Origin of the sequence: Enterobacter asburiae (genome assembly GCA_011754535.1) — a bacterium.
GTDB classification, from domain to species: domain Bacteria; phylum Pseudomonadota; class Gammaproteobacteria; order Enterobacterales; family Enterobacteriaceae; genus Enterobacter; species Enterobacter cloacae_N.
In genome coordinates this window covers 3,362,205-3,383,775 of the sequence record JAAQVN010000001.1, presented here as the reverse complement: position 1 = coordinate 3,383,775, position 21,571 = coordinate 3,362,205, and the positions used below count along the sequence as shown (strand labels likewise).

Genomic DNA, 21,571 nt, shown 5'->3' with positions numbered 1-21,571 from the left:
TCGCCGGGTGGCGGCTGCGCCTTACCTGGCCTACATGACGCGTAGGCCCTGCAAGCACAGCGCCGCTGGGCAAATAGTTAAAGCGGTGAATCCTGGCTAATCTCGTCCAGCGACAGATGGAAGCTTGGCACAAATACCTGCATGAAATAGTCCATCTCTTCGCTGCGGCGGGATTCCAGCGTTTTTTCCAGACGCGTTTTCGCCAGTAAAAACTCATTATTGCCCGCAGACAGCTCTTCCAGACACTTCAGATAGGCGCACAGCGCGTCGGCCTGCTTGACCAGAGATTTTTCCTCTTCCGTATACTGATGCTCGTCGATGAGCGGTTCAAAGATATCGCGCAGCTCTTCGGGCACCATCTCGATAAGCTTGTGCTGAGCAATCTTCTCGATAGCCTTATATTCCTGTGCAATCTGCGAGTTGAAATATTTCACTGGCGTAGGCAGGTCGCCGGTCAGCACTTCTGATGCATCGTGGTACATCGCCAGCAGAGCGATGCGCTCGGCATTCACCTGCCCGTTAAATTTGCGGTTCTTAATGGCAGCCAGCGCATGAGCGACCATAGCAACCTGCAGGCTATGCTCAGACACGTTCTCTGTACGTACGTTGCGCATTAGAGGCCAGCGGTTGATCAGTTTCAGGCGGGAGAGGTGGGCAAAGAAATGGCTCTGACTCATAGGTTACCTTTTGTCTTCACTGCGACAGGACTTCATTGTGCGGGGAGGGGAGGGAAGATGCAAATCAGGCTACCGAAGTAGCCTGATTTTAAGATTACTGATGGTACCCGGAGAGGAATCGCCCGAAGCGGCTGATGGCCATTTCGAGATCGTCTTCGCGCGGCAAGGTTACGATACGCACGTGGTCCGGCCACGGCCAGTTAAACGCCGTCCCCTGTACCAGCAGCACTTTTTCCTGCAGCAGGAAATCGAGCACCATTTTCTGATCGTCATGAATATTGAAGCGCTTCGCGTCGATTTTAGGGAACATATACAGCGCCCCGTTCGGCTTCACGCAGGAGACGCCCGGAATATCGTTGATCAGTTCCCATGCGCGGTTGCGCTGTTCGTACAGGCGACCGCCAGGGACGATGAACTCGCTGATGCTCTGGTATCCGCCCAGCGCCGTCTGGATCGCGTGCTGCGCAGGCACGTTAGCGCAAAGACGCATCGACGCCAGCATCTCAAGCCCTTCAATATAGCCTTTAGCGTGTTTTTTCGGGCCGTTCAGCACCATCCAGCCCTGACGGAAACCGGCCACGCGGTAGGTTTTAGACAGGCCGTTGAAGGTGACGGTCAGCAGGTCCGGGGCCAGCGCGGCGATAGAGTGGTGTTGTGCCGCGTCATAGAGGATCTTGTCGTAGATTTCGTCAGCGAAGATGATCAGGTTGTGCTGGCGGGCGATCTCCACGATCTCCATCAGCAGCTCTTTTGAATAGACCGCGCCCGTAGGGTTGTTCGGGTTGATGATCACAATCCCACGCGTGCGAGGCGTGATTTTCGCGCGAATGTCATCCAGATCCGGGAACCAGTCAGAAGATTCGTCGCAAAGATAATGTACCGCTTTACCGCTGGAGAGTGATACGGCAGCCGTCCATAGCGGATAGTCCGGCGCGGGAACCAGCATTTCGTCGCCGCTGTTCAGCAGCGCCTGCATGGCCTGAACGATCAGTTCGGAGACGCCGTTGCCAATGTAAATATCTTCGACGGTAACGTCACGCATACCGCGCGCCTGGTAGTGCTGCATAATGGCTTTACGTGCCGAGTAAAGTCCCTTTGAATCGCAATAGCCTTGTGCCGTAGGCAGGTTGCGGATCACATCAACCAGAATCTCATCCGGCGCGTCAAAACCAAATGGCGCGGGGTTACCAATGTTGAGCTTCAGAACCTTATTGCCTTCTTCTTCAAGGCGTTTTGCCTCTTTCAGAACCGGGCCACGGATGTCATAACAGACGTTATCTAGCTTGCTGGATTTTTCGATAGGGGACATGAACCTTTAACCTTTTCGCTATTATTGCCACTCCCTGCCGTGGAAGTCAGCACGGAATAATGTACTCCCCCCTCGCTCCGTTTTGAAGGGTGTACAGGAGAAGATTTTGTGCACGATGCGAATTTCTGATGAATCTTTTTGGCTGGTCGTTGACGATTTTGCGGACTTAACGTATTGATCTGGTCGCTGGTTAAGGTTAATTATGCTGTATTATTCTAAGAATTATGTATATTGTTCTGATGTAAAATAAATGGCGCGCAGGAAAGAGACAGAAGTCACGCTAAGTGACTTTTCGTAAAACCTGAGTGTTGGAAAAATCTTGCAGTAATAGCCTGAAGCGGCTAAAAGTTAATCATGTGAAATTAATGTTAAGTGTTATTAATGAATGGCTTTAATCAAAATTAAAATTTATTTATTATTAGCGAACAAAATGCAACTTTAGTTAATTTTAATAAAATTAGTTGAGAAGCTTAACAAACCTCCTTAATCCTGAATATTGCAATAAGACTTATAAATAAAGTGGATTTGGGTTAAGATGTCTTTAAGGAAAGCAGAAGAAAGATGCACAAGCTTTGTATATCTCAAACTGGCTTTCTGATTTAATTGATTGTTATTGTTGGAGTTATCTCTGGCTGGAATGTGTCAAACATCTCCTGCTACGTTGACAGCGCTGCGATAAAGATGGCAGAAAAAGTGTTACGCCTTTAATGTAATTTACATAAACCTGCGAACATCTAAATATCCTGAACGTTTAAGAGAATAAAAATAACGTCATGAAACGTGCTTTCTGACTGTTGATATAAAGCAGCACAATAACTATCTGTCAGGCAGTCTGCCGGGCCGGGATGCGAGGGAAAACCTTCAGAAGGAATTGCTTAACTGTTACACACAGCTTCAACCCGGGCAGCTCCGCACGAGCAACCTGAAAGTGAATAGATATGATAAATGCAAATCGTCCGATAATGAATCTCGACCTCGATCTGCTGAGAACGTTTGTTGCGGTCGCCGATCTCAACACTTTTGCAGCAGCTGCTGCCGCCGTCTGCCGAACTCAGTCCGCCGTTAGCCAGCAAATGCAGCGGCTGGAGCAACTGGTTGGGAAAGAGCTTTTTGCCCGTCACGGGCGTAATAAGCTCTTAACGGAACACGGTATTCAGCTACTGGGTTATGCCAGGAAAATTCTTCGCTTTAATGATGAAGCATGTATGTCATTAATGTTTAGCAACCTTCAGGGGGTGTTAACTTTAGGGGCATCTGATGAGTCAGCGGATACTATTTTGCCGTTTCTTCTCAATCGAATTAGCTCGGTTTATCCGAAGCTTGCGTTGGATGTTAGCGTAAAACGTAATGCCTTTATGGTTGAGATGTTAAATGAGAATAAGGTCGACCTGGTGGTCACGACGCATCGTCCCGGGCAGTTTGATTGTCTGACGTTGCGCACATCGCCAACGCACTGGTATTGCGCGGCTGAATATGTGCTGCAAAAAGGGGAGCCGGTACCGCTGGTTTTACTGGACGATCCGAGTCCCTTCCGCGATATGGTGCTAACGGCGTTAAATGAAGCCAACATTCCGTGGCGTCTGGCCTATGTGGCATCTACATTGCCTGCGGTGCGTGCCGCGGTAAAAGCCGGTCTTGGCGTCACGGCCCGCCCGGTGGAGATGATGAGCCCCGATCTGCGCGTTCTTGGTAAATCAGACGGGCTCCCTGCGCTGCCGGATACCGAGTACCTGCTTTGCCATAACGCGGCCAGTCACAACGAGTTGGCAAAGGTGGTGTTTGAGGCGATGCAAAACTACCACAACCCGTGGCAGTTCGAGCATGTTACCTCCGAAGGGGGGGATGATTCCCTGATCGTAGAAGGTGACTTTGAGTGATCAAAAGCTCAAAATTCTGGTAACAAATTGTAAGTGTAAAAAAAAGCCACTCGTGTCGTTTTCGCACGCAGTGGCTTTTTTTTGACAATATTATCCCCATTCGTCACCAGGTTTTCATAAAGAGATCATATATATCAAAGAGGTAAATGCTTTCGCTTAAATATTGTTCGTTTTGCGTTCTAACTTCGTCCATAACCCCTCGATGTTAAAAAAGCAGCAAATATGTTGCCGGTTTTTTGGTTGAATTAACAAAAGCGTGTCTCAGATCAAGAAAATACTCCTATTTGGGGGGAGGAATCGTTGGCAAATCCTGTCAAAATAGGAGGGTTATTTTTTTTACTTCCAAAACGGACACGATTCAACAACACACATTTGACGAAAAGTCCGGTAACCACCAGGGTTAAAGGGCACCAAATGTTAATGAGAATCGCTCGATGTAATTTAATGTGAAGAAACCTTTGTTAAAGTTGACAATAGGTTATAGAAAGGAGTAAAAAACCCCATCATTTTGCTGTCTACGTCTCATTTCAGACAGTTAGTGTAAGGTTATTTGTTCCTCCCCATGAATCGATGTGATGCCCATCTGCCAGCAAGAGCAGTGTCGTTGGTATCACTTTTGATGAGTAAGCAATGAGTATGTCAACATCCACAGAAGTCATCGCTCATCACTGGGCATTCGCAATCTTTCTTATTGTAGCCATTGGCCTGTGCTGCCTGATGTTAGTCGGCGGCTGGTTCCTGGGCGGTCGCGCCCGTGCAAGGCACAAAAACACACCTTTCGAATCAGGTATTGATTCAGTAGGTTCCGCTCGCTTACGCCTGTCTGCCAAGTTCTATCTGGTAGCGATGTTCTTCGTCATCTTCGACGTGGAAGCGCTCTACCTGTTCGCATGGTCGACCTCCATTCGCGAAAGTGGTTGGGTGGGCTTTGTCGAGGCCGCAATTTTCATTTTAGTGTTACTGGCCGGTCTGGTTTATCTGGTGCGTATTGGCGCGCTTGACTGGACGCCTGCGCGTTCACGTCGTGAACACATCAACCCGGAAAACAGTATCTCTAATCGTCAGCAGTAACAGCGAGGCAATAAGATGGATTATACGCTCACCCGCATAGATCCTAACGGTGAGAATGACCGTTACCCCCTGCAAAAACAGGAGATCGTAACCGACCCCCTGGAGCAAGAAGTCAATAAAAGCGTGTACATGGGCAAACTCGAACATGCCATGCACGATATGGTCAACTGGGGTCGTAAGAACTCTATCTGGCCATACAACTTTGGTCTTTCTTGCTGCTACGTTGAAATGGTGACGTCATTCACTGCGGTGCATGACGTTGCGCGTTTTGGGGCCGAGGTACTGCGTGCTTCCCCGCGTCAGGCTGACCTGATGGTGGTAGCCGGTACCTGCTTTACCAAGATGGCACCTGTTATTCAGCGTCTGTATGACCAGATGCTGGAGCCAAAATGGGTTATTTCCATGGGCGCATGTGCAAACTCTGGCGGTATGTACGACATTTATTCCGTCGTGCAGGGCGTTGATAAGTTCATTCCGGTGGATGTTTACATTCCGGGCTGTCCGCCGCGTCCAGAAGCCTATATGCAGGCGCTGATGCTGCTGCAGGAGTCTATCGGTAAAGAACGTCGCCCGCTTTCATGGGTTGTTGGCGATCAGGGTGTCTATCGCGCGAACATGCAGTCTGAGCGCGAGCGTAAACGTGGTGAACGTATTGCCGTCACCAACCTGCGTACGCCTGACGAAATTTAATTTGCGCCTGTAGGCCTGGAGAAAACCTTCGCATATCACTACTCAAATAGCGCGAAGCCAGGCTTAACAGTCACCACGGACCATTTGCAATGGTGAACAATATGACCGACTTAACCGCGCAAGAAGCCGCCTGGCAGACCCGGGATCATCTTGATGACCCCGTCATTGGCGAACTGCGCAACCGTTTTGGGCCGGATGCCTTTACCGTTCAGGCGACCCGCACCGGGGTACCCGTTGTTTGGGTGAAGCGTGAGCAATTGCTGGAAGTTGTCGATTTCCTCAAGAAATTGCCAAAACCTTACGTCATGCTGTTTGACTTACACGGCATGGACGAACGTCTGCGTACGCACCGCCAGGGTCTCCCTGCTGCGGATTTTTCCGTTTTCTACCACCTGATCTCAATAGACCGCAACACGGATATCATGCTCAAGGTGGCATTGTCTGAAAACGACATGCATCTGCCGACGATCACCAAACTTTTCCCGAACGCCAACTGGTACGAGCGTGAAACCTGGGAAATGTTCGGCATGACCTTCGACGGCCACCCGCATCTGACGCGCATCATGATGCCGCAGACCTGGACCGGCCACCCGCTGCGTAAAGACTACCCGGCACGTGCGACTGAATTCGATCCGTTTGAGCTGACCAAAGCCAAGCAGGATCTGGAGATGGAAGCGCTGACCTTCAAACCTGAAGACTGGGGCATGAAGCGCGGTACCGAAAACGAGGACTTCATGTTCCTCAACCTCGGTCCAAACCACCCGTCTGCGCACGGTGCATTCCGTATTATTCTTCAGCTTGATGGCGAAGAGATTGTCGACTGCGTGCCTGACATCGGCTACCACCACCGTGGTGCTGAGAAGATGGGCGAGCGTCAGTCCTGGCACAGCTACATTCCGTATACCGACCGTATCGAGTACCTCGGCGGCTGCGTCAACGAGATGCCATACGTGCTGGCCGTTGAGAAACTGGCAGGCATCACCGTACCGGATCGCGTTAACGTGATTCGCGTGATGTTGTCAGAACTGTTCCGCATCAACAGCCACCTGCTATACATCTCCACCTTCATTCAGGACGTCGGCGCGATGACTCCGGTCTTCTTTGCCTTTACCGATCGTCAGAAAATCTACGATCTGGTGGAAGCGATTACCGGTTTCCGTATGCACCCGGCCTGGTTCCGTATCGGCGGCGTGGCACACGATCTGCCGCGCGGCTGGGACCGCCTGCTGCGTGAATTCCTCGACTGGATGCCAAAACGTCTGGCCTCCTACGAGAAAGCCGCGCTGCGCAACACCATCCTGAAAGGCCGTTCCCAGGGCGTTGCCGCCTACGGCGCGAAAGAAGCGCTGGAGTGGGGTACCACAGGTGCAGGTCTGCGTGCGACCGGTATTGATTTCGACGTGCGTAAAGCCCGTCCTTACTCTGGCTACGAGAACTTCGACTTTGAAGTCCCGGTGGGCGGCGGCGTTTCCGACTGCTACACCCGCGTGATGCTGAAAGTGGAAGAGCTGCGCCAGAGTCTGCGCATCCTTGAGCAGTGCCTTAACAACATGCCGGAAGGCCCGTTCAAGGCGGATCACCCGCTCACGACGCCGCCACCGAAAGAGCGCACGCTGCAGCATATCGAAACCCTGATCACCCACTTCCTGCAGGTTTCCTGGGGTCCGGTCATGCCGGCGCAAGAATCCTTCCAGATGATTGAAGCGACCAAGGGTATTAACAGTTACTACCTGACCAGTGACGGCAGCACCATGAGCTACCGTACCCGCGTGCGTACGCCGAGCTTTGCGCACCTGCAGCAGATTCCGTCCGCCATCCGCGGCAGTCTGGTCTCCGACCTGATTGTGTATCTGGGTAGTATCGATTTTGTTATGTCAGATGTGGACCGCTAATTATGCACGAGAATCAACAACCACAAACCGAGGCTTTTGAGCTGAGTGAAGCAGAGCGTGCCGCCATTGAGCACGAGATGCACCACTACGAAGACCCGCGTGCGGCGTCCATTGAAGCGCTGAAAATCGTACAGAAACAGCGTGGTTGGGTGCCGGATGGGGCGATCTATGAAATCGCGAAAGTGCTGGGTATTCCGGCCAGTGACGTAGAAGGCGTAGCCACGTTCTACAGCCAGATCTTCCGTCAGCCGGTAGGCCGCCATGTGATCCGCTACTGTGACAGCGTTGTCTGCCACATCACCGGCTATCAGGGCATTCAGGCTGCGATTGAGAAGAAGCTCAATATCAAGCCGGGCCAGACCACGTTCGATGGACGCTTTACTCTGCTGCCAACCTGCTGCCTGGGTAACTGCGACAAGGGGCCGACCATGATGATTGATGAGGACACTCACAGCCATCTGACGCCGGAAGCGATTCCTGACCTGCTGGAGCAGTACAAATGAAAACTGTAATTCGTACTGCTGAGACACATCCGCTGACCTGGCGTCTGCGCGATGACAAACAGCCGGTATGGCTCGACGAATACCAGAGCAAAAACGGCTATGCCGGCGCGCGTAAAGCCCTTGGCGGCATGGCGCCGGACGACATCGTTAACGCGGTAAAAGATTCCGGCCTGAAAGGCCGCGGCGGCGCGGGTTTCTCCACCGGCCTGAAGTGGAGCCTGATGCCAAAAGACGAATCCATGAACATCCGTTACCTGCTGTGTAACGCCGATGAAATGGAGCCGGGCACCTATAAAGACCGCCTGCTGATGGAGCAGCTGCCGCACCTGCTGGTGGAAGGCATGCTGATCTCCGCGTTCGCGCTGAAAGCGTACCGTGGCTACATCTTCCTGCGCGGTGAGTACATCGAAGCGGCAGAAAACCTGCGTCGCGCGATTGCCGAAGCGACAGAAGCGGGTCTTCTGGGTAAAAACATCCTGGGTACCGGCTTTGACTTCGAACTGTTCGTGCACACCGGTGCCGGGCGTTATATCTGCGGTGAAGAAACCGCGCTGATTAACTCCCTCGAAGGCCGCCGCGCGAATCCGCGTTCCAAGCCACCGTTCCCGGCAAGCTCCGGCGTGTGGGGTAAACCGACCTGCGTCAACAACGTCGAAACCCTGTGTAACGTTCCGGCGATCCTCGCCAACGGCGTGGAGTGGTATCAGGGCATCTCCTCAAGCAAGGATGCCGGTACCAAGCTGATGGGCTTCTCCGGTCGCGTGAAGAATCCTGGCGTCTGGGAACTGCCGTTCGGTACCACCGCACGCGAAATTCTTGAAGACTACGCCGGCGGCATGCGCGATGGCCTGAAATTTAAAGCCTGGCAGCCGGGTGGGGCAGGGACAGACTTCCTGACCGAAGCCCACCTTGACCTGCCGATGGAATTCGAAAGCATTGGTAAAGCGGGCAGCCGTCTGGGTACGGCGCTGGCGATGGCCGTCGACCACGAGATCGGCATGGTCTCGCTGGTGCGTAACCTGGAAGAGTTCTTTGCCCGCGAATCCTGCGGCTGGTGTACACCGTGCCGTGACGGTCTGCCGTGGAGCGTGAAGATCCTGCGCGCCATTGAGCGTGGCGAAGGCCAGCCGGGCGATATCGAGACGCTTGAGCAACTGTGTCGATTCTTAGGGCCAGGTAAAACCTTCTGCGCCCACGCACCGGGTGCCGTCGAGCCGCTGCAGAGCGCGATTAAATATTTCCGCGACGAATTCGAAGCAGGCATCAAGCAGCCGTTCAGCAATACCCATTCAATCAATGGTATTCAGCCGAACCTGCTGAAAGCGCGCTGGTAAAAACAGAATTTTGATTAACGCTCGGTTTCGGCCGAGCCAACTGGAAGCATGCTAATGGCTACGATTCATGTAGACGGCAAAGAATACGAAGTCAACGGGGCGGACAACCTGCTGGAAGCTTGTCTGTCTCTTGGCCTCGATATTCCGTACTTTTGCTGGCATCCGGCGCTGGGCAGCGTCGGTGCTTGCCGCCAGTGTGCGGTGAAGCAATATCAAAACGCGGAAGACACGCGTGGTCGCCTGGTGATGTCCTGTATGACGCCAGCCACCGAAGGCACCTTTATTTCGATTGATGACGAAGAAGCCAAACAGTTCCGCGAAAGCGTGGTGGAGTGGTTGATGACCAACCACCCGCACGACTGTCCGGTTTGTGAAGAGGGCGGTAACTGCCACCTTCAGGATATGACCGTGATGACCGGTCACAGCTTCCGTCGCTATCGCTTTACCAAGCGTACCCACCGTAACCAGGACCTTGGGCCGTTCATCTCTCACGAAATGAACCGCTGCATCGCCTGCTACCGCTGCGTGCGTTACTACAAAGACTATGCAGACGGTCAGGATCTGGGCGTGTATGGCGCACATGACAACGTCTACTTCGGTCGTCCTGAAGACGGTACGCTGGAGAGCGAATTCTCTGGTAACCTGGTAGAAATCTGCCCGACCGGCGTATTCACGGATAAAACCCACTCCGAGCGTTACAACCGTAAATGGGACATGCAGTTTGCGCCAAGCATCTGCCAGCAGTGTTCCCTCGGCTGTAACACCAGCCCGGGTGAGCGTTACGGCGAGCTGCGTCGTATCGAAAACCGCTACAACGGTACCGTTAACCACTATTTCCTGTGCGACCGCGGTCGTTTCGGCTATGGCTATGTGAACCTGAAAGACCGTCCGCGTCAGCCGGTTCAGCGCCGTGGCGACGACTTTATCACCCTGAACGCCGAGCAGGCGATGCAGGGCGCGGCAGATATTCTGCGCCAGTCGAAGAAAGTGATCGGTATCGGCTCCCCGCGCGCCAGCATCGAAAGCAACTTCGCGCTGCGCGAGCTGGTTGGGGCGGAAAACTTCTATACCGGTATCGCCCAGGGAGAGCAGGAACGTCTGCAGCTGGTACTGAAAGTGCTGCGTGAAGGCGGTATCCATACCCCTGCGCTGCGCGAAATTGAATCTTATGATGCGGTTCTGGTGCTGGGTGAAGACCTGACGCAGACCGGCGCACGCGCGGCTCTGGCGGTTCGTCAGGCGGTGAAGGGCAAAGCGCGTGAAATGGCAGCGGCGCAGAAAGTGGCCGACTGGCAGATTGCGGCAATCCTCAACATTGGCCAGCGCGCGAAGCATCCTCTGTTTGTGACCAACGTCGACAGCACCCGTCTGGACGATATCGCCGCGTGGACCTACTGCGCGCCGGTTGAAGATCAGGCGCGTCTTGGCTTTGCCATTGCCCACGCGCTGGACAGCAACTCCCCAGCCGTTGAGCTGGATCGCGACCTGCAGAACAAGGTCGACGTGATTGTTCAGGCCCTGGCGGGTGCGAAGAAACCGCTGATTATTTCCGGTACCAACGCCGGTAGCGCGGAGATCGTTCAGGCGGCAGCAAACGTTGCCAAAGCCCTGAAAGGCCGCGGTGCGGACGTTGGCGTGACCATGATTGCCCGTGCGGTGAACAGCATCGGTCTGGGTATGATTGGCGGCGGTTCGCTGGAAGAAGCATTAAGCGAACTGGAGTCCGGTTCCGCTGACGCCGTTGTGGTGCTGGAAAACGACCTGCATCGTCATGCGTCTGCCGCTCGCGTTGACGCAGCGCTCTCCAAAGCGCCGCTGGTGATGGTGATTGACCATCAGCGCACCGCGATCATGGACAAAGCACACCTGGTGCTCTCTGCGGCAAGCTTCGCAGAAAGCGACGGTACGGTTATTAACAACGAAGGCCGCGCCCAGCGTTTCTTCCAGGTTTACGACCCGGCGTACTACGACAGCAACACCGTGATGCTGGAAAGCTGGCGCTGGCTGCACTCCCTGCACAGCACCGTGCAGAGCCGTGAAGTGGACTGGACGCAGCTCGACCACGTTATCGACGCGGTAGTCGAAAAACTGCCTCAGCTGGCAGGCATTAAAGATGCCGCGCCTGAAGCAAGCTTCCGCATTCGCGGCCAGAAACTGGCGCGTGAACCGCACCGCTACAGCGGCCGTACCGCGATGCGCGCCAACATCAGCGTGCACGAACCGCGCCAGCCGCAGGATAAAGACACCATGTTCGCCTTCTCCATGGAAGGGAACAACCAGCCGTCTGCGCCGCGTTCGCAAATCCCGTTCGCATGGGCTCCGGGCTGGAATTCCCCGCAGGCGTGGAACAAGTTCCAGGCTGAAGTGGGCGGCTCCCTGCGCCACGGCGATCCGGGCGTGCGTCTGATTGAAGCCTCCGAAACCGGTCTGGATTTCTTCACGACCGTACCGGCGAGCTTCCAGGCTCAGGATGGTCAGTGGCGTATTGCGCCGTACTACCATCTGTTCGGTAGCGACGAGCTGTCCCAGCGTTCACCGGTCTTCCAGACCCGTATGCCGCAGCCTTACATCAAGCTCAACCCGGCGGATGCCGCGAAGCTTGGCGTTAACGCGGGCGCGAAGATCGCCTTTAGCTATGACGGCCAGACAATCAGCCTGCCGCTGATTATCTCTGAAGGTCTGACAGCAGGGCAGGTGGGTCTGCCGATGGGTATGCCTGGCATCGCCCCGGTTCTGGCGGGCGCGCGTCTTGATAATCTGCAGGAGGCAAAAGCATGAGTTGGTTAACGCCGGATCTTATCGACATCCTGCTGAGCATTCTGAAAGCGATTGTTATCCTGCTGGTGGTGGTCACCTGCGGCGCGTTCATGAGCTTTGGTGAACGTCGTCTGCTCGGTCTGTTCCAGAACCGTTACGGACCGAACCGCGTGGGCTGGGGTGGTTCACTCCAGCTGGTCGCGGACATGATCAAGATGTTCTTTAAAGAGGACTGGATCCCACGCTTCTCGGACCGCGTGATCTTTACTCTGGCACCGATGATCGCCTTCACCTCGCTGCTGCTGGCGTTTGCTATCGTTCCGGTCAGCCCGACCTGGGTGGTCGCTGACCTGAACATCGGCATTCTGTTCTTCCTGATGATGGCAGGCCTCGCGGTTTACGCGGTGCTGTTCGCAGGCTGGTCCAGTAACAACAAATACTCGCTGCTGGGTGCGATGCGTGCTTCCGCGCAGACGCTGAGCTACGAAGTGTTCCTGGGGCTCTCCCTGATGGGCGTGGTGGCGCAGGCCGGTTCATTCAACATGACCGACATCGTCAATAACCAGGCCGACATCTGGAACGTTATCCCGCAGTTCTTTGGGTTTATTACCTTTGCTATCGCGGGCGTGGCCGTGTGTCACCGTCACCCGTTTGACCAGCCAGAAGCCGAACAGGAACTGGCCGACGGTTACCACATTGAATATTCCGGTATGAAGTTCGGTCTGTTCTTCGTGGGCGAGTACATCGGTATCGTCACCATTTCCGCGTTGATGGTAACGCTGTTCTTTGGTGGCTGGCATGGCCCGTTCTTACCGCCGTTCATCTGGTTCGCGCTGAAAACCGCGTTCTTCATGATGATGTTCATTTTGATTCGCGCAGCGTTACCGCGTCCGCGTTATGACCAGGTAATGTCCTTCGGCTGGAAAGTGTGCCTGCCGCTGACGCTCGTCAACTTGTTGGTAACGGCAGCTGTCATTCTCTGGCAGCAGCCATAAGGGGCTATAGACCATGACCTTAAAAGAATTACTGGTAGGCTTCGGTACCCAGGTACGCAGTATCTGGATGATCGGCCTGCACGCGTTTGCCAAACGCGAAACCCGGATGTACCCGGAAGAGCCGGTATATCTGCCGCCGCGCTACCGTGGCCGTATCGTGCTGACGCGCGACCCGGACGGTTCCGAGCGCTGCGTTGCCTGTAACCTGTGTGCGGTAGCGTGTCCGGTCGGCTGTATCTCTCTGCAGAAAGCAGAGACGGTAGACGGCCGCTGGTACCCTGAGTTCTTCCGCATCAACTTCTCACGCTGCATCTTCTGCGGTCTGTGTGAAGAAGCGTGCCCAACCACGGCGATTCAGCTGACTCCGGACTTTGAGCTGGGTGAGTACAAGCGTCAGGACCTGGTGTACGAGAAAGAGGATCTGCTGATTTCCGGTCCGGGCAAATACCCGGAATATAACTTCTACCGGATGGCGGGTATGGCAATCGACGGCAAAGATAAGGGCGAAGCAGAGAACGAAGCTAAGCCTATCGACGTCAAGAGCCTGTTACCGTAAGGAGAGGGCAATGGAATTCGCTTTTTATATCTGTGGCCTTATCGCCATCCTGGCCACGCTGCGAGTGATTACGCACACCAATCCGGTGCATGCGCTGCTGTACTTAATCATCTCGCTGCTGGCCATTTCCGGGGTGTTCTTCGCGCTGGGCGCGCACTTTGCCGGTGCGCTGGAAATCATCGTCTACGCCGGGGCCATCATGGTGCTGTTCGTATTCGTGGTGATGATGCTGAACCTGGGCGGCTCTGAAATTGAGCAGGAACGTCAGTGGTTAAAACCGCAGGTGTGGATTGGCCCGGCAATTTTGTCGGCCATCATGCTGGTGGTGATCGTTTACGCCATCCTGGGTGTTAACGATCAGGGCATCGACGGCACGCCGATTGGTGCGAAAGAGGTGGGTATCACGCTCTTTGGCCCATACGTTCTGGCGGTGGAACTGGCCTCTATGCTGTTGCTGGCAGGCCTGGTTGTGGCTTTCCACGTTGGCCGCGAAGAGCGTGCTGGCGAGGTGCTGAGCAACCGCACTGACGACCGCGCGAAAAGAAAAACGGAGGAGCGCGCATGATCCCCTTAACACATGGACTGATCCTCGCTGCGATTTTATTCGTTCTGGGTCTGACCGGTCTGGTTATCCGCCGCAATCTGCTGTTTATGCTGATCGGTCTGGAAATCATGATTAACGCCTCCGCGCTGGCCTTCGTGGTCGCCGGAAGCTACTGGGGCCAGACCGATGGTCAGGTGATGTACATTCTCGCTATCAGCCTCGCGGCTGCCGAAGCGAGTATTGGCCTGGCGCTGTTGCTGCAGCTCCATCGTCGCCGCCAGAATCTGAACATCGATTCAGTAAGTGAGTTGCGTGGATGAACATGCTTGCCTTAACCATTATTTTTCCGCTGATTGGCTTCGTGCTGCTGGCGTTTTCTCGCGGCCGCTGGTCTGAGAATCTGTCTGCAACCGTCGGCATGGGCTCTGTTGGCCTGGCCGCGCTGGTCACAGCGTATGCGGGTATCGACTTCTTTAACAACGGGCGTCAGCCTTTCAGCGTGCCGCTGTGGACGTGGATGTCGGTCGGTGATTTCAACATCGGTTTCAACCTGGTGCTGGACGGCCTCTCGCTGACCATGCTCTCCGTGGTCACCGGCGTCGGCTTCCTGATCCACATGTTTGCCTCCTGGTACATGCGCGGTGAAGAGGGATACTCCCGCTTCTTCGCCTACACCAACCTGTTTATCGCCAGCATGGTCGTTCTGGTGCTGGCCGATAACCTGCTGCTGATGTATCTGGGCTGGGAAGGCGTGGGTCTATGTTCTTACCTGCTGATCGGTTTCTACTATACCGATCCGAAGAATGGTGCAGCGGCCATGAAAGCGTTCGTCGTGACCCGCGTGGGTGACGTCTTCCTTGCGTTCGCGTTGTTCATTCTCTACAACGAACTGGGCACGCTGAACTTCCGCGAAATGGTGGAACTGGCGCCGGCGCACTTCGAAGCAGGCAACAACATGCTGTGGTGGGCAACGCTGATGCTGCTGGGTGGTGCCGTGGGTAAATCCGCACAGCTGCCGTTGCAGACCTGGCTGGCCGACGCGATGGCGGGTCCAACCCCTGTCTCCGCGCTGATCCACGCCGCGACCATGGTAACCGCCGGTGTTTATCTGATTGCGCGTACCCATGGCCTGTTCCTGATGACCCCGGAAATTCTGCATCTGGTGGGTATTGTCGGTGCAGTTACGCTGGTGCTGGCGGGTTTTGCTGCGCTGGTGCAGACCGACATCAAGCGTGTTCTCGCATACTCCACCATGAGCCAGATTGGTTACATGTTCCTGGCGCTGGGCGTTCAGGCGTGGGACGCGGCCATTTTCCACCTGATGACGCACGCGTTCTTTAAAGCGCTGCTGTTCCTCTCGTCCGGTTCCGTCATCCTGGCCTGCCATCACGAACAGAACATCTTCAAGATGGGCGGACTGCGTAAGTCCATCCCGCTGGTGTATGTTTGCTTCCTGGTGGGCGGCGCGGCGCTGGCGGCACTGCCGCTGATCACCGCGGGCTTCTTCAGTAAGGACGAAATCCTTGCGGGCGCCATGGCGAATGGTCATATCAATCTGATGGTTGCGGGTCTGGTCGGTGCGTTTATGACCTCCCTGTATACCTTCCGTATGATTTTCATCGTATTCCACGGTAAAGAACAAATTCACGCTCACGCAGGTAAGGGGATCACCCACCACCTGCCGCTGATTGTGCTGCTGGTACTCTCCACCTTCGTTGGCGCGATGATTGTGCCTCCGCTGCAGGGCGTACTGCCAGACACTACCGAGCTTGAGCACGGTCGCGTTCTGACGCTTGAAATCACCTCCGGTGTGGTCGCTATCGCGGGCATCCTGATTGCAGCATGGCTGTGGCTGGGTAAACGCACGCTGGTCACTGCCGTTGCCAACAGCGCGCCGGGCCGTCTGCTGGGCACCTGGTGGTACAACGCGTGGGGCTTCGACTGGCTGTACGACATGATCTTCGTTAAGCCGTTCCTGGGCATCGCGTGGCTGCTGAAGCGCGACCCGCTGAACAGCCTGATGAACATCCCGGCGATCCTCTCCCGCTTTGCAGGTAAAGGCCTGCTGTACAGCGAGAACGGTTACCTGCGCTGGTATGTGGCGTCCATGAGCATCGGTGCGGTTGTCGTGCTGGCGCTGCTGATGGTGTTGCGTTGATCGTTAAGTGAATTTTATTCGAATTCGTTGAAAATCAGGCCCCTGCTGGGGGCCTTAAAAAGGAATGTAAATCGCCATGTTACTACCCTGGCTAATATTAATTCCCTTCATCGGCGGCTTCCTGTGCTGGCAGACTGAACGCTTTGGCGTGAAGATGCCGCGCTGGATCGCGCTGATCACCATGGGATTGACGCTCGCGCTTGGCCTGCAACTGTGGTTGCAGGGCGGTTACTCACTGACCCAGTCTGCGGGCATTCCGCAGTGGCAGTCTGAGTTTATCCTGCCGTGGATCCCGCGTTTCGGTATCACCATCCACCTGGCGATTGACGGTCTGTCGCTGCTGATGGTAGTGCTGACCGGTCTGCTCGGCGTTCTGGCGGTACTCTGCTCCTGGCGAGAAATCGAAAAATACCAGGGCTTCTTCCACCTGAACCTGATGTGGATCCTGGGCGGCGTGATCGGCGTGTTCCTTGCCATCGACATGTTCCTGTTCTTCTTCTTCTGGGAGATGATGCTGGTGCCGATGTACTTCCTGATCGCGCTGTGGGGCCACAAGGCGTCCGACGGTAAAACGCGTATCACGGCGGCAACCAAATTCTTCATCTATACCCAGGCGAGTGGTCTGGTGATGCTGATTGCGATTCTGGCGCTGGTGTTTGTTCACCACAGCGCGACCGGCACCTGGACCTTCAACTACGAAGATCTGCTGAAGACGCCAATGTCCCACGGCGTTGAATACCTGCTGATGCTGGGCTTCTTCATCGCCTTCGCGGTGAAAATGCCGGTGGTTCCGCTGCACGGCTGGCTGCCAGACGCGCACTCTCAGGCACCAACGGCGGGTTCCGTTGACCTGGCGGGCATCTTGCTGAAAACGGCGGCCTACGGTCTGCTGCGCTTCGCACTGCCGCTGTTCCCGAATGCTTCCGCAGAGTTCGCGCCAATCGCCATGTGGCTGGGCGTAATCGGTATCTTCTACGGCGCGTGGATGGCCTTCACGCAGTACGACATCAAGCGTCTGATTGCCTACACCTCCGTTTCCCACATGGGCTTCGTGCTGATTGCTATCTACACCGGCAGCCAACTGGCGTACCAGGGCGCGGTGATCCAGATGATTGCGCACGGTCTGTCCGCAGCCGGCCTCTTCATCCTGTGCGGTCAGCTGTACGAACGTCTGCATACCCGCGACATGCGTATGATGGGCGGTCTGTGGAGCAAAATTAAGTGGCTGCCAGCGCTGTCCATGTTCTTCGCGGTGGCTACCCTGGGGATGCCGGGTACCGGTAACTTCGTCGGCGAATTTATGATTCTGTTCGGCAGCTTCAAAGTGGTACCGGTGATTACCGTGATCTCCACCTTTGGTCTGGTGTTCGCTTCCGTATACTCGCTGGCGATGCTGCACCGCGCTTACTTCGGTAAAGCGAAGAGCGAAATTGCTGCTCAAGAACTGCCGGGGATGTCGCTGCGCGAGCTGTTCATCATCCTGCTGCTGGTCGTACTGCTGGTGCTGCTGGGGTTCTTCCCGCAGCCGATTCTGGATACCTCGCACAGCGCGATGGGTAACATCCAGCAGTGGTTTGTTAATTCTGCTTCTACTACAAGGCCGTAATTCGCCATGACAATAACTCCACAACAACTGATCGCGCTGCTACCGCTGCTGATCGTCGGATTGACGGTGGTGGTTGTGATGCTCTCCATTGCGTGGCGACGCAATCACTTCCTGAATGCCACGCTGTCGGTCATCGGACTGAACGCCGCGTTAGTCTCTCTCTGGTTTGTTGGCCAGGGCGGGGCGATGGACGTCACCCCGCTGATGCGCGTTGACGGCTATGCCATGCTTTACACCGGTCTGGTGCTGCTGGCGAGCCTGGCGACCTGTACCTTTGCGTACCCGTGGCTTGAAGGCTACAACGACAACAAAGAAGAGTTTTACCTGCTGGTTCTGATTGCCGCACTGGGCGGCATTCTGCTGGCGAATGCCAACCACCTGGCCGCGCTGTTCCTCGGTATTGAGCTGATCTCACTGCCGCTGTTCGGCCTGATTGGTTACGCCTTCCGCCAGAAGCGTTCTCTGGAAGCGAGCATCAAGTACACCATTCTGTCTGCTGCTGCGTCCTCGTTCCTGCTGTTTGGCATTGCGCTGCTGTACGCGCAGTCCGGTAACCTCTCCTTCATGGCGCTCGGCAAGAGCCTCGGTGACGGCATGCTGCATGAGCCGCTGCTGCTGGCGGGTCTGGGCATGATGATCGTTGGCCTCGGCTTCAAGCTCTCTCTGGTTCCGTTCCACCTGTGGACGCCAGACGTCTACCAGGGCGCTCCGGCGCCTGTGTCGACCTTCCTGGCGACGGCGAGCAAAATCGCTATCTTCGGTGTGGTCATGCGTCTGTTCCTGTACGCGCCGGTCGGTGACAGCGAAGCGGTTCGCGTGGTGCTGGGCATTATCGCGTTCGTCTCCATCATCTTCGGTAACCTGATGGCGCTGAGCCAGACCAACATCAAGCGTCTGCTGGGCTACTCGTCCATCTCTCATCTGGGCTACCTGCTGGTGGCGCTGATTGCGCTGCAGAGCGGTGAGATGTCAATGGAAGCTGTGGGCGTGTATCTGGCAGGTTACCTGTTCAGCAGCCTCGGCGCCTTCGGCGTGGTGAGCCTGATGTCCAGCCCGTACCGTGGCCCGGATGCCGATTCACTGTTCTCCTACCGTGGTCTGTTCTGGCACCGTCCGATCCTGTCCGCGGTGATGACCGTGATGATGCTCTCTCTGGCAGGTATCCCAATGACGCTGGGCTTTATCGGTAAGTTCTACGTGCTGGCCGTCGGTGTGCAGGCGCACCTGTGGTGGCTGACTGCGGGCGTGGTGATTGGCTCCGCGATTGGCCTCTACTACTACCTGCGCGTGGCGGTGAGCCTGTATCTGAGTGCGCCTCAGCAGCTCAACCGTGATGCGCCATCCAACTGGCAGTACAGCGCCGGGGGGATCGTGGTACTCATCTCCGCGCTGCTGGTGCTGATCTTCGGTATCTATCCGCAGCCGCTGATTGATATTGTGCAGCGAGCGATGCCATTAATGTAAAAACAAAAAACCCGCCTTGGCGGGTTTTTTATGGTTTGCGCCCTCTCCCTGTGGGAGAGGGATGGGGTGAGGGCACCAGCCCGCACAGGACTTAAGCCAGCTGTTTCCTGCTAATCAACGGCCCGTCAATCTTCTTCATCGAGCGGTCCAGCACCTCTTCAATCACCGACGACAGCTCGTTCAGCTCAAACTTCGCCACATACCCGTCCGCCTTCACCTTGCGAATATGATCTTCGTTAGCGTTGCCGGAAAGGGACGAGTGGATCACCACCGGAATATCTTTCAGGACCGGGTCGGTTTTGATTTTGCGCGTCAGCGTAAATCCGTCCATCTCCGGCATTTCGAGGTCGGTCAGCACCAGGGCGATCTTGTCTGTGATCGGCACACCCTCAGCCTGCGCCTGAGCGGCCAGCACGCCAATTTTCTCCCACGCGTCTTTGCCGGTGATGTGCAACTGCGCCGGGATCTCCATCGCCTGCAGACCTTTCTCCAGCATCGAACGCGCTACTTTGGAATCTTCCGCCACAATGGCGACCGAACCCGGCTTGATGTTGAATTTGGTAGTCTTCAGATTGGTCGCGTGCAGATCGTGATTGGCCGGGGTGATGTCATACAGGATCTGCTCAACGTCCAGCACCATCGCCAGATCGTTGGTATCCGTTTTCTCATCGAGGCAGGCAATGCTGGTGATATAGCGGCCGCTGACGGCGGTTTCCGCCGCGTGCACCTGCTTCCAGTCCAGACGCATGATGTTCTCAACCGATTCCACGGCAAAGGCCTGCACGCTGCGGGCGTATTCGGTGATCAGCAGGATGTTCAGCCCGGTGGTGGGCTTACAGCCCGCCACGGCGGCCAGGTCGATCACCGGGATCACCTGATCGCGTATATTCACCATCCCCATCAGCGGTGATTTCATCCCGGCGGGTTTTGTGAATTCCGGCATCGGCACAATTTCACGCAGCTTAAAAACGTTAATGCCAAACAGCTCGGATTTATTTTCGTTCAGAGAGGTGCCAAGACGGAACAGCAACAGTTCAAAACGGTTCGACAGGGTGAGATTCGCCCTGTCATCAATATCTTTCTGGAAATTATCCATTCTACCCTCGAGAGAAATGCTGACCTTTTAATCGTTATCGGCATTCTGAGAGAAAAATGAAGGGTTAAACGCTGACCTTAGCGAAATCTTCGGCCAGCTCGCACGCCGGGAACACCGCCAGGCACTCTGCCAGCAGGCTTGCGCACCCCCGCGCGTCGTAGCGGGAGCTAACATGAGTGACGATCAGTCTCCCTACACCCGCATCACGGGCAAGCTGCGCCGCCTGACGCGTTGAGCTGTGGCCGCGGCCGTTGGCTTTCTCTTCCATCGCCGTCTCCAGCGTGGCTTCGTGCACCATCACGTCCACGCCCCGGGCAAGCGTGAGCGCCGTCGGGCAGGGGGCCGTATCGCCAAAAATCGCCAGTTTTTTGCCTGGCTGCGGTGCGGAGAGATAATCCTGGCCGTTGATGGCGCGTCCGTCCTCCAGCGTGACGGTCTCGCCCTGTTTGAGTCGCTGGAACAGCGGACCGGGTTTTACGCCGTCGGCCATCAGCGCGGCGGCATCCAGCGCGCCGGGTTTGTCATGCGCTTCAACACGGTAGCCATAGCATTCCACAGGATGATTGAGCGGTTGAGCACTAACCCGATAATCTCCGTCATCGAATACCTGGCCTTCGGTAATCTCAACCACCTCCAGCGGATAATCGGTCCACGACCCGCTCAGGCGCAGCGTGGTTTCAACAAATTCACGAATACCCGCAGGCCCGTAAATCGTCAGCGGGTTGGCGTTACCGGCCATAGAGCGGCTGCACAGCAGGCCGGGAAGGCCAAACAGATGGTCGCCATGAAGATGAGTAATAAAAATTTTGTCCAGCTTGCCGGGGTGATACGAGGTATGTAACAGCTGATGCTGCGTCCCCTCACCGCAGTCAAACAGCCACAGCCCGCCGCGGGTGGGATGCTTAAGATCCAGCAGAATTGCCGTCACGTTTCGTGAGCGGGTTGGCACGCCAGCGGACGTACCCAGAAAAATCAGTTCCATAACGCAATCAGCCCTTTGCCGAACGGGGAGGGGTTTAGTATAACGTGATGAACCCCAGGA

At 55.5% G+C, this 21,571-nt stretch carries 18 protein-coding genes; 14 read left to right on the top strand and 4 right to left on the bottom strand.

Annotation, left to right across the window (positions count from 1 at the left end; translation table 11 throughout):
• Nucleotides 1–77 precede the first annotated feature (77 nt).
• On the bottom strand, nt 78–677 hold the full coding sequence (gene yfbR / locus HBM95_15890) for a 5'-deoxynucleotidase (GenBank protein ID NIH44409.1): 600 nt from the start codon (nt 675–677) through the stop codon (nt 78–80).
• A gap of 94 nt (nt 678–771) precedes the next feature.
• On the bottom strand, nt 772–1,986 hold the full coding sequence (gene alaA / locus HBM95_15885; protein NIH44408.1) for an alanine transaminase AlaA: 1,215 nt from the start codon (nt 1,984–1,986) through the stop codon (nt 772–774).
• A 938-nt stretch (nt 1,987–2,924) separates the two neighbouring features.
• On the opposite strand from alaA, the gene lrhA reads away from it, so the two are divergent.
• From lrhA to nuoN, 14 genes are all read left to right on the top strand, one after another.
• The gene (gene lrhA, locus HBM95_15880) at nt 2,925–3,863 is read left to right on the top strand and encodes a transcriptional regulator LrhA (protein NIH44407.1); all 939 of its coding nucleotides are present in this window, start codon (nt 2,925–2,927) and stop codon (nt 3,861–3,863) included.
• A gap of 630 nt (nt 3,864–4,493) precedes the next feature.
• Nucleotides 4,494–4,934 carry an NADH-quinone oxidoreductase subunit NuoA gene (gene nuoA / locus HBM95_15875; GenBank protein ID NIH44406.1) on the top strand — a complete coding sequence of 147 codons (441 nt, stop codon included), beginning with the start codon at nt 4,494–4,496 and terminating at the stop codon, nt 4,932–4,934.
• A 15-nt stretch (nt 4,935–4,949) separates the two neighbouring features.
• Nucleotides 4,950–5,624: an NADH-quinone oxidoreductase subunit NuoB gene (nuoB, locus tag HBM95_15870; GenBank protein ID NIH44405.1), complete on the top strand. Its 675-nt coding sequence runs from the start codon at nt 4,950–4,952 to the stop codon at nt 5,622–5,624.
• A gap of 89 nt (nt 5,625–5,713) precedes the next feature.
• Nucleotides 5,714–7,516, top strand: a complete 1,803-nt coding sequence (gene nuoC, locus HBM95_15865) for an NADH-quinone oxidoreductase subunit C/D (protein ID NIH44404.1) — start codon at nt 5,714–5,716, stop codon at nt 7,514–7,516.
• Nucleotides 7,517–7,518: 2 nt separating this feature from the next.
• Complete coding sequence (gene nuoE, locus HBM95_15860) at nt 7,519–8,019, top strand: NADH-quinone oxidoreductase subunit NuoE (GenBank protein ID NIH44403.1); 501 nt, start codon at nt 7,519–7,521, stop codon at nt 8,017–8,019.
• Nucleotides 8,016–9,353 (top strand): NADH-quinone oxidoreductase subunit NuoF, encoded by a 1,338-nt coding sequence (nuoF, locus tag HBM95_15855; GenBank protein ID NIH44402.1) that lies wholly within the window; start codon nt 8,016–8,018, stop codon nt 9,351–9,353. The genes nuoE and nuoF overlap by 4 nt, the downstream gene beginning before the upstream one ends.
• A 54-nt stretch (nt 9,354–9,407) precedes the next feature.
• Nucleotides 9,408–12,131 (top strand): NADH-quinone oxidoreductase subunit NuoG, encoded by a 2,724-nt coding sequence (nuoG, locus tag HBM95_15850; protein ID NIH44401.1) that lies wholly within the window; start codon nt 9,408–9,410, stop codon nt 12,129–12,131.
• Nucleotides 12,128–13,105: an NADH-quinone oxidoreductase subunit NuoH gene (gene nuoH / locus HBM95_15845; protein NIH44400.1), complete on the top strand. Its 978-nt coding sequence runs from the start codon at nt 12,128–12,130 to the stop codon at nt 13,103–13,105. Before nuoG ends, nuoH begins: the two co-directional genes overlap by 4 nt.
• Before the next feature lie 13 nt (nt 13,106–13,118).
• Nucleotides 13,119–13,661 (top strand): NADH-quinone oxidoreductase subunit NuoI, encoded by a 543-nt coding sequence (gene nuoI, locus HBM95_15840; GenBank protein NIH44399.1) that lies wholly within the window; start codon nt 13,119–13,121, stop codon nt 13,659–13,661.
• Nucleotides 13,662–13,671: 10 nt separating this feature from the next.
• On the top strand, nt 13,672–14,226 hold the full coding sequence (nuoJ, locus tag HBM95_15835; GenBank protein NIH44398.1) for an NADH-quinone oxidoreductase subunit J: 555 nt from the start codon (nt 13,672–13,674) through the stop codon (nt 14,224–14,226).
• Nucleotides 14,223–14,525 carry an NADH-quinone oxidoreductase subunit NuoK gene (gene nuoK, locus HBM95_15830; GenBank protein NIH44397.1) on the top strand — a complete coding sequence of 101 codons (303 nt, stop codon included), beginning with the start codon at nt 14,223–14,225 and terminating at the stop codon, nt 14,523–14,525. The genes nuoJ and nuoK overlap by 4 nt, the downstream gene beginning before the upstream one ends.
• Entirely contained in the window at nt 14,522–16,363 is a 1,842-nt protein-coding gene (gene nuoL / locus HBM95_15825; protein ID NIH44396.1) for an NADH-quinone oxidoreductase subunit L, read from the top strand. Before nuoK ends, nuoL begins: the two co-directional genes overlap by 4 nt.
• Before the next feature lie 76 nt (nt 16,364–16,439).
• A complete protein-coding gene (gene nuoM / locus HBM95_15820; protein ID NIH44395.1) occupies nt 16,440–17,969 on the top strand; it encodes an NADH-quinone oxidoreductase subunit M in 1,530 nt (509 codons plus the stop codon).
• Between the two features lie 6 nt (nt 17,970–17,975).
• The gene (nuoN, locus tag HBM95_15815) at nt 17,976–19,433 is read left to right on the top strand and encodes an NADH-quinone oxidoreductase subunit NuoN (protein NIH44394.1); all 1,458 of its coding nucleotides are present in this window, start codon (nt 17,976–17,978) and stop codon (nt 19,431–19,433) included.
• A 91-nt stretch (nt 19,434–19,524) separates the two neighbouring features.
• On the opposite strand, the gene HBM95_15810 is transcribed toward nuoN, so the two are convergent.
• Together HBM95_15810 and rbn are read right to left on the bottom strand one after the other, a co-directional pair.
• Nucleotides 19,525–20,529, bottom strand: coding sequence for a chemotaxis protein CheV (locus HBM95_15810; GenBank protein NIH44393.1), 1,005 nt, complete (start codon nt 20,527–20,529; stop codon nt 19,525–19,527).
• Between the two features lie 64 nt (nt 20,530–20,593).
• The gene (rbn, locus tag HBM95_15805; protein NIH44392.1) at nt 20,594–21,511 is read right to left on the bottom strand and encodes a ribonuclease BN; all 918 of its coding nucleotides are present in this window, start codon (nt 21,509–21,511) and stop codon (nt 20,594–20,596) included.
• Nucleotides 21,512–21,571 lie beyond the last annotated feature (60 nt).

What these genes read in the sequence shown, in the direction of transcription:
- nuoF (NIH44402.1), top strand. Translation starts at nt 8,016, where the DNA reads ATGAAAACTGTAATTCGTACTGCTGAGACACATCCGCTGACCTGGCGT.
- nuoA (NIH44406.1), top strand. Translation starts at nt 4,494, where the DNA reads ATGAGTATGTCAACATCCACAGAAGTCATCGCTCATCACTGGGCATTC.
- lrhA (NIH44407.1), top strand. Translation starts at nt 2,925, where the DNA reads ATGATAAATGCAAATCGTCCGATAATGAATCTCGACCTCGATCTGCTG.
- nuoB (NIH44405.1), top strand. Translation starts at nt 4,950, where the DNA reads ATGGATTATACGCTCACCCGCATAGATCCTAACGGTGAGAATGACCGT.
- nuoM (NIH44395.1), top strand. Translation starts at nt 16,440, where the DNA reads ATGTTACTACCCTGGCTAATATTAATTCCCTTCATCGGCGGCTTCCTG.
- nuoK (NIH44397.1), top strand. Translation starts at nt 14,223, where the DNA reads ATGATCCCCTTAACACATGGACTGATCCTCGCTGCGATTTTATTCGTT.
- nuoG (NIH44401.1), top strand. Translation starts at nt 9,408, where the DNA reads ATGGCTACGATTCATGTAGACGGCAAAGAATACGAAGTCAACGGGGCG.
- nuoI (NIH44399.1), top strand. Translation starts at nt 13,119, where the DNA reads ATGACCTTAAAAGAATTACTGGTAGGCTTCGGTACCCAGGTACGCAGT.
- rbn (NIH44392.1), bottom strand. Translation starts at nt 21,511, where the DNA reads ATGGAACTGATTTTTCTGGGTACGTCCGCTGGCGTGCCAACCCGCTCA.
- nuoL (NIH44396.1), top strand. Translation starts at nt 14,522, where the DNA reads ATGAACATGCTTGCCTTAACCATTATTTTTCCGCTGATTGGCTTCGTG.
- nuoC (NIH44404.1), top strand. Translation starts at nt 5,714, where the DNA reads ATGGTGAACAATATGACCGACTTAACCGCGCAAGAAGCCGCCTGGCAG.
- nuoH (NIH44400.1), top strand. Translation starts at nt 12,128, where the DNA reads ATGAGTTGGTTAACGCCGGATCTTATCGACATCCTGCTGAGCATTCTG.
- alaA (NIH44408.1), bottom strand. Translation starts at nt 1,986, where the DNA reads ATGTCCCCTATCGAAAAATCCAGCAAGCTAGATAACGTCTGTTATGAC.
- nuoN (NIH44394.1), top strand. Translation starts at nt 17,976, where the DNA reads ATGACAATAACTCCACAACAACTGATCGCGCTGCTACCGCTGCTGATC.
- HBM95_15810 (NIH44393.1), bottom strand. Translation starts at nt 20,529, where the DNA reads ATGGATAATTTCCAGAAAGATATTGATGACAGGGCGAATCTCACCCTG.
- yfbR (NIH44409.1), bottom strand. Translation starts at nt 677, where the DNA reads ATGAGTCAGAGCCATTTCTTTGCCCACCTCTCCCGCCTGAAACTGATC.
- nuoJ (NIH44398.1), top strand. Translation starts at nt 13,672, where the DNA reads ATGGAATTCGCTTTTTATATCTGTGGCCTTATCGCCATCCTGGCCACG.
- nuoE (NIH44403.1), top strand. Translation starts at nt 7,519, where the DNA reads ATGCACGAGAATCAACAACCACAAACCGAGGCTTTTGAGCTGAGTGAA.